This window comes from Dyella sp. 01N36, assembly GCF_056399745.1.
In genome coordinates this window covers 25,924-33,342 of record NZ_JBFTRY010000028.1, presented here as the reverse complement: position 1 = coordinate 33,342, position 7,419 = coordinate 25,924, and the positions used below count along the sequence as shown (strand labels likewise).

The window sequence follows — 7,419 nt, the reverse complement described above, 5'->3', positions numbered from 1 at the left end:
GCGCTGTACGACTGGTCGGGCAAGGTGATCACCGCCTTCAGCAAGCTGCCCGGTTTCCAGGACGTCACCAGCGACCTGGACCTCAACGGTCCATCCATTGTGGTGAATGTGAACCGCGACAAGCTGGCGACGCTGGGCCTGAGCATGGATCAGGTGCAGACGGCGCTGGGTTCGGCGTTCGGCGCCAATCAGATTTCCACCATCTACGGCGCGTCATCACAGTATTGGGTGATCCTGCAGGTCTACTACGCGTTGCAGAATGATCCGGACGTGCTGTCGCAGATCTACGTCACCTCGAGCAGTGGCGGATTGGTGCCGCTCAATGCGGTGGCGAGCTTCGAGCGCAAGCCGCAGGCGCTCACCGTCAATCACCAGGGCCAGATTCCCGCGGTGACGGTCTCGTTCAACCTCGCGTCGGGCGTGAGCCTCAGCGAGGCCGTTGCGAGCATCGATGGCGCGATGAAGCAGATGAACCTGCCGCCCACCATCACCGGCAGCGTGCAGGGCACGGCGCAGGCGTTTCAGGACTCGATGCAGGGCATGGGCCTGCTGTTGGTGATGGCGCTGTTCGTGATCTATCTGGTGCTCGGCATTCTGTACGAAAGCTTCATCCATCCGTTGACGATCCTCTCCGGACTGCCATCGGCCGGTGTGGGTGCGTTGCTGACACTGATGATCTTCCATGCGCCGCTGGACCTGTTCTCCTTCGTGGGTATCGTGATGCTGATCGGCATCGTGAAGAAGAACGCGATCATGATGATCGACTTTGCGTTGGAGAAGCAGCGCAGCGAAGGCACTGCGCCGGCGTTGGCGATCGTCGAAGCGTGCCAGGTGCGATTCCGCCCGATCATGATGACGACGATGGCCGCGTTTGCTGGCACTTTGCCGATTGCGCTGGGATTGGGCGCGGGTGCCGACACGCGTCGTCCGCTTGGCCTGGCCGTGGTGGGTGGCTTGCTGGTGTCGCAGGTGCTCACCTTGTATCTGACGCCGGTGATCTATCTGTACCTCGATCGCTTGAATGCGCGGTTGTCGCGCAAGCGGCGTGTGGGCGAAGCCGAAGCAGCCCACTGAGCGTCACCTCACCTCACCTCCTGTGGGAGCGCACCCTGTGCGTGACTGCGGCGAGGCGTCGTCTCCGCTTCGTAGGTTTGTCGCGCACAGGGTGCGCTCCCACAGTGAATGGCTGGACAAAAAAAGGGCGGCCGTGGGCCGCCCTTTTGATCACACGTGGTGAGCGATCACTCCTCCGCCCCGTCACTCGCAAACGCCCCCGGTGCCGAGCCAAAATCGCCATCGGCCTGTGCAGCCATGTACGAGAACGCCGCATACACCGCCACGTTCTGCGCCAACTCCTTGGGGTCGATCTTGTCGAGCGTGTCGTTGGCGGTGTGGTGGTAGTCGAAGTAATCAGTGCCGTCCTGGACCAGCGACAGCGCGGCCATGCCCTTGCCGTGCATCTGCGACAAGTCCGAACCACCGCCGCCCGGCTTCTTGGCGTCGTAGTCCACGCCGATCGGCGCCAGCACCTTGGCGATCTGCTCGATGGCGCCGCGCGCTTCGGGCTTCACGCTGGCCGTCATCAGCCACACCTTGCGCGCGCCGAAATCCGACTCGGTGCCGAGCTGGAACTTCGAGACTTCCTTGGCATGCTTGTCGGCATACGCGCGACCGCCCCACAGGCCCATCTCTTCGTTGGCAAACGCGATGACGCGAATGGTGCGGTCCGGACGCTGCGGCATGTCGTGAATCAGTTTGCCGGCGGCCATGGCAATCGCCACGCCCGCGCCGTCGTCGATGGCGCCGGTGCCCGGGTCCCACGAATCGAGATGGCCGCCGATCGCCACGACCTGATCCGGGTGCTTCTTGCCGGTGATTTCGCCGATCACGTTGGCGCCGGTATAGCTGCCGTTGAAGCCGACATCGAGATCGAGCTTGACGCTCACCGGCTTGCCATAGCCGAGGATGCGCGTGAGCTGGTCGGCATCGGGATTGGAGAGCGCAGCCGCGGGAATCGCGTCTTTCGGATCGGTGAAGCCGGTGACGCCCGTATGCGGCGTGCGGCTATTGGCGTCGGTGCCGGCCGAGCGCAGCAGGAAGCCGGCGGCGCCCATCTTGGCGGCGATCACCGGACCACCGACGCGCACGCCCGAGCCGATGGCGTAATCCGCGCCATCCTTGTGGCGCTGCATGTGCGCATCGACGTAAACGATCTTGCCCTTCACGCTGGCGGGATCGGCCTTTTTCAGTGCATCGAGGCTATCGAAGCGCACCACTTCGGCAGTGAGGCCGCCCTTGGGCGTGCCGGCCGAGTAGCCCAGTGCGATCAGGTCCAGCGGCTGCGGGAACGGAGCCACGATGGCTGCGTGTTCGCTGCGGCGTTCCCACAGCGGATAGGTGACCTGCTCGGTATAGACCTTGTCGAAACCCAGTGCCTTGAACTTGGCGATGGCCCACTCGCGGCCGCGCTCATCGGCCGGGCCACCGGCAATGCGGGGGCCCACTTCCGTGGTCAGCGACTCGACGATCTGGTAGGCCGTGTTGTCGTTCATCGCCTTGTCGCGCAGCTGTTCGGCCGTCTTTACGGCTGCGGCGGGAACCGTGGTCTGGGTGGCGGCGTTGGCCGAGCCGATGGCAAACATCAGGCTGGCGGCGAGCAAGGTGAGCGGCAGTTGACGCATGGGGACGTTCCTTGGGCGGAAACTTCGATTATGGCCCGCATGCCTCCGGCTGCTTAGGCCAGAAGTCACGGTGCGGGGATAAAAACATCAAAAACAAAAAAGGCGCCCTGGGCGCCTTTTCCGCGCAACGTTCCTCGTCGCTTACTTCGGGTTCTGCGCCTTCAGCAGGTCGCGGATCTCGGTGAGCAACACCACGTCTGCCGGCGGAGGCGCTGGTGCGGCTTCCTCGCGGCGGGTGAGTTTATTGATCGCCTTGACCACCAGGAAGATCGCGAACGCGATGATGAGGAACTGGATCAGGGTATTGATGAAGTTGCCGTAGCCAATAGCCACTTCGGCAATCTTGTGTGCCGGATCGGTATTGTCGGCCGGCTTGAGCACCCACTTCATCTGCGAGAAATCGACGCCGCCGGTGAGCAGGCCGATCGGCGGCATGATGATCTGGTCCACCAGCGAGGTGACGATCTTGCCGAACGCGCCGCCGATCACCACACCGACCGCGAGGTCGATCACGTTGCCGCGCATGGCGAATTCTTTGAACTCTTTGAGCATGCTCATGCTTCTCTCCCTGGGCTTGATGGCAGCGACACTCTAGCTCAGGGCCGTGTGGACGCGGCATGTAGCCGCGCCCGCAAGTTCAGACGACCTTGCCCTCGAGCGTGGCCACACCGGCCAATTCGGCATGAAACCGGTCGCCGCGTTGCATCGCTGAAACACCGGCRGGCGTCCCGGTGAAGATCAGGTCGCCGGCCTTCAACTCGAACAGCGTCGAGAGCAGGGCAATGATCTCGTTCACGCTGTGCACCATGTCGCCGAGGCGGCCGTGCTGGCGCTGCTGGCCGTTCACGGTCAAGGTGAGTGCGGTATCGGCATCCAGCGTCACCTGGCTGGCCGGGCGCAGCGCGGAGACGGGCGCGGAATGATCGAAGCCCTTGGCCACGTCCCAGGGATGGCTCTTGGCCTTGGCCACGGCCTGCAGGTCGCGGCGGGTCAGGTCCAGACCCACGCCGTAGCCCCAGATCAGCGCGCCGGCTTGCTGTTCGGTCAGGTCACGTCCGCCCGCGCCCAGTGCCACCACCATTTCCACTTCGTGGTGCAGATCGTGGGTGGCTTGCGGGTAGACGACGTCGGCACCGTCGGTGACCACGGCATCGGCCGGCTTGGTGAAGAACAGCGGGGTGTCCTTGTCCACCGTCGCGCCCATTTCGCGGGCGTGCTCGGCGTAGTTGCGGCCGATGCAGAAGATGCGGCGCAGCGGGAAACGTTGGTCGCTGCCGATGATCGGCAGGCTCGGTACAGGCGGGGGAGAAATGGCGTATGACATGGGCCGAAAGGGTATCACCGCTGACCCGTCCTGCCAGTCCCCTGTCACGTCAGCTTTTTTCGATCCGGGCTTGCGAGTACAACCGGGCCGTTCTCTGCCCTCGATCAAGTCAGCCCGTGTGACAGCTGTCACCGCCTTTGGCTGATGAGGGCCTCTGGAGGCGGAAGCGTCGCTCCAGCATTGTGTATCGCATCATGGAACCGGCTCGGACCGGCAGGGAGAGCGTGTGGCGAATGCGGATCTATTGAAGGAACTGCGCATCGAGAAACACCTGCGCGAGGAGCATGGCCAGGGACCCGGTCGCTGGCCGTGGATCGTTGGCGGCGTGCTGCTCGTCTTGCTGGTCGCGGCTGGGGTGGCGTGGTTGGTGCTGGGCCGGCAGGCCATCGAAGTGCAGACGGCCCAGGCGCAGTCGCCGGTCGCCAATGCGGCGGCCGGTGCGGTGCTGCAGGCCACCGGATATGTCACCGCGCGGCGGCAGGCGACCGTGTCGGCACAGATCACCGGCACGCTGACCGACGTGCTGATTGAAGAGGGCGATCACGTGAAGCAGGGCCAGGTGGTGGCACGCCTCGATGACTCGCAGTACAAGGCCGCACTTGATGCGGCCCGTACGGCGGCCGCCGCATCGCACGCCCTGGTGTCGCAGTACCAGGTGCAGCTTGCACAGAACGAGCGCGACGCGGTGCGCAACGAAGGACTCGCCGTGAAAGGCCTGGTCGCCAAACAGGWCGCCGAGCAATCGCGCACGCTGGTGGACAGCACGCGCGCGCAGCTGCTCTCGCAGCAGCGCAGTGCGGCCTCGGCCGATGCGCAGGTCGTTGAGGCGCGGGTCAACTTCGACTATTGCGTGATCCGCGCGCCGTTCGATGGCGTGATCACCACCAAGGACGCGCAAGTCGGCGAAATCGTCTCGCCGTTCTCCGCCGGCGGCGGTTTCACCCGCACGGGCGTCGGCACCGTGGTGGACATGGATTCGCTGGAAGTCGACGTGGACGTCAACGAGGCCTATATCGGCCGCGTGGAGCCGCATATGCCGGCCGAGGCCGTGCTGGACGCCTATCCGGACTGGAAGATTCCCGCCCACGTCATCGCCATCGTTCCTGCCGCCGATCGCGGCAAGGCCACGGTGAAAGTGCGCGTGGCGCTGGAGAAGAAGGACGGACGCATCGTGCCGGACATGGGCGTGCGCGTGTCCTTCCTGGAAAAGAAGCAGGAAGCGCCGCAGGCACAGGCACCGCAGGGCGCGCTGGTGCCGACCGCGGCCATCGCGCAGCGCGACGGTCATGGCGTGGTGTTCATCGTCAGCGGCGACACCGTGCAGCAGCGCACGGTATCCCCGGCCGCCTCGAAGATCGGCGACCAGAGCCTGCTGCCGACAGGTGTGCAGGTGGGCGACACCGTGGTCGTGTCGCCGCCGGAGCCATTGAAGGACGGCGACCGGGTCAAGCTGGCGGCAAAAGCCGCGCAGTGATCCGTCTCGTCAACGCGTGATCGGATGCATCGCCTGGAGCGGTGCCAAACAATTCGCATCAGGAGCTAACGCATGAGCACGTTGATCGAAACCCGCGACCTCTCCAAGGTGTACGAGCGCGGCAARCAGAAAGTGGAAGTGCTGCATCACATCAACCTCGATATTGCCGAAGGCGATTTCCTGGCGTTGATGGGGCCGTCCGGTTCGGGCAAGACCACCTTGCTCAATCTCATCGGAGGCCTGGATACGCCCAGCGGCGGCAGCATCACGGTGGCGGGTCAGCGCCTCGACCAGCTCGGCGGTGGCCAGTTGGCGAAGTGGCGGGCGGCGCATGTGGGCTTCGTGTTCCAGTTCTACAACCTGATGCCGATGCTGTCCGCGCAGCGCAACGTGGAGTTGCCGTTGCTGCTCACCAAGCTCTCGGCCGCGCAGCGACGCAAGAACGCGTCGATCGCATTGCAGCTGGTAGGTCTGGATGAGCGCGCGACGCACAAGCCCAGCGAACTCTCCGGCGGCCAGCAACAGCGCGTGGCGATTGCCCGCGCCATTGTTTCCGATCCCACGCTGCTGGTTTGCGATGAGCCGACAGGCGACCTCGATCGCCAGTCCGCCGAGGAAGTGCTCGGGCTGCTGCGCGTGCTCAATCGCGAGCACGGCAAGACCATCGTGATGGTCACGCACGATCCCAAGGCGGCCGAATACGCGAACCACACGCTGCATCTGGACAAGGGTACGCTGGTCGAACAGGCACTGGCGTGAGGATGCGACGATGAAATATCTCCATCTCATCTGGGCGGCGCTGTTCCGGCGCAAGACCCGCACCTTGCTTACGCTCGTGTCGATCATTGCCGCGTTCCTGCTGTTTGGCATGCTCGACGCGGTGCGCACCTCGTTCAACCAGGCGGGCCAGAGCGCCAATGGCGCACAACGCCTGCAGACCGGTTCGAAACTCTCCTTCATCCAGACCTTGCCGCAATCGCTGGAATCCCAGATTGCGCAGGTGCCCGGCGTGAAGATGGTGACCTACGCGAACTGGTTCGGCGGCGCCTATCAGGACCCGCACAACCAGGTCTTCAGTTTTGCGGTGGAACCGAACTACATCGACCTCTATCCGGAGATCGAGGTGAGTGCGGCCGAGCGCAAGGCCTTTGACGATACGCGCACGGGCATCCTCGTCGGCGAAAAACTGGCCAAGCGCTTCAACTGGAAAGTGGGCGACAAGATACCGCTGCAGTCGACCATCTTCCCGGATCGCCAGGGCAGCAAGAACTGGACGTTCGACATCGTCGGCATCCTGCATTCGAAGGACAAGAAGAGCGGCGGCTTCTTCGACCAGATGCTGTTGCTGCACTGGAAGTATTTCGACGAGACCACGCCGTTCAATCGCGGCACCGTGGGCTGGTATGTCACGCGCGTCAGCGATGTGAACCAGGCCGACAAGGTGGCCAAGGCGATCGACGCGATCTCAGCCAACTCCGATCACGAGACGCGTACCCAGACCGAACAGGCGGCGACCGCCAACTGGATGAAGCAGCTGGCTGATATCGGCCTGATCGTGGGCTCGATCATGGGCGCGGTGTTCTTCACGCTGTTGCTGTTGTCCGGCAACACCATGATGCAGGCGGTTCGCGAACGCACCAGCGAACTGGCGGTGCTCAAGACGATTGGCTTCTCCAATCAGGCCGTGCTCGCCATCGTGCTGGCCGAGTCCGTACTGCTGTTGTTGCTCGGCGGTGTGATCGGGCTTGGCCTGGCCTCGCTGATCATTCCCGTCGTGAGCGCCGGCAGCGGCGGCATGCTCAACCTGCCCAGCGTGGGTGCGGGCAGCTGGATCCTGGGCCTGGTGCTGATGATCGCCATCGGACTGCTGGTGGGCGTATTGCCGGCCATGCGGGCGATGCGGCTGAACATCGTCGATGCATTGGCTGGCCGCTAAGGAG

At 64.1% G+C, this 7,419-nt stretch carries 7 protein-coding genes; 4 read left to right on the top strand and 3 right to left on the bottom strand.

Translation table 11 applies throughout. From position 1 onward, the window contains the following. Positions 1-1,074, top strand: a 1,074-nt coding sequence (locus AC1DMG_RS08370; RefSeq protein ID WP_477180403.1) for an efflux RND transporter permease subunit, incomplete at its 5' end; no start/stop codon positions are given. 167 nt (positions 1,075-1,241) lie between these two features. Here AC1DMG_RS08370 and AC1DMG_RS08365 read toward each other — a convergent pair. The 3 genes from AC1DMG_RS08365 to AC1DMG_RS08355 form a co-directional block, all read right to left on the bottom strand. Further along, entirely contained in the window at positions 1,242-2,681 is a 1,440-nt protein-coding gene (locus AC1DMG_RS08365) for a M20/M25/M40 family metallo-hydrolase (protein WP_477175030.1), read from the bottom strand. Positions 2,682-2,822: 141 nt separating this feature from the next. Then, a complete protein-coding gene (gene mscL, locus AC1DMG_RS08360; RefSeq protein ID WP_477175029.1) occupies positions 2,823-3,239 on the bottom strand; it encodes a large-conductance mechanosensitive channel protein MscL in 417 nt (138 codons plus the stop codon). Positions 3,240-3,318: 79 nt separating this feature from the next. Continuing rightward, a complete protein-coding gene (locus AC1DMG_RS08355) occupies positions 3,319-4,005 on the bottom strand; it encodes a fumarylacetoacetate hydrolase family protein (RefSeq protein WP_441604478.1) in 687 nt (228 codons plus the stop codon). A gap of 226 nt (positions 4,006-4,231) precedes the next feature. On the opposite strand from AC1DMG_RS08355, the gene AC1DMG_RS08350 reads away from it, so the two are divergent. The 3 genes from AC1DMG_RS08350 to AC1DMG_RS08340 all read left to right on the top strand — a co-directional run bounded on the left by AC1DMG_RS08350 (position 4,232) and on the right by AC1DMG_RS08340 (position 7,415). Then, complete coding sequence (locus AC1DMG_RS08350) at positions 4,232-5,479, top strand: efflux RND transporter periplasmic adaptor subunit (protein WP_477180402.1); 1,248 nt, start codon at positions 4,232-4,234, stop codon at positions 5,477-5,479. 72 nt (positions 5,480-5,551) lie between these two features. Then, positions 5,552-6,238, top strand: a complete 687-nt coding sequence (locus tag AC1DMG_RS08345; protein WP_441604476.1) for an ABC transporter ATP-binding protein — start codon at positions 5,552-5,554, stop codon at positions 6,236-6,238. A 10-nt stretch (positions 6,239-6,248) separates the two neighbouring features. Further along, positions 6,249-7,415 (top strand): ABC transporter permease, encoded by a 1,167-nt coding sequence (locus AC1DMG_RS08340; protein WP_477175027.1) that lies wholly within the window; start codon positions 6,249-6,251, stop codon positions 7,413-7,415. The last annotated feature ends 4 nt before the right edge of the window (positions 7,416-7,419 follow it).

Coding starts and splice junctions, on each gene's coding strand:
- AC1DMG_RS08365 (WP_477175030.1), bottom strand. CDS start 2,681: ATGCGTCAACTGCCGCTCACCTTGCTCGCCGCCAGCCTGATGTTTGCC.
- mscL (WP_477175029.1), bottom strand. CDS start 3,239: ATGAGCATGCTCAAAGAGTTCAAAGAATTCGCCATGCGCGGCAACGTG.
- AC1DMG_RS08340 (WP_477175027.1), top strand. CDS start 6,249: ATGAAATATCTCCATCTCATCTGGGCGGCGCTGTTCCGGCGCAAGACC.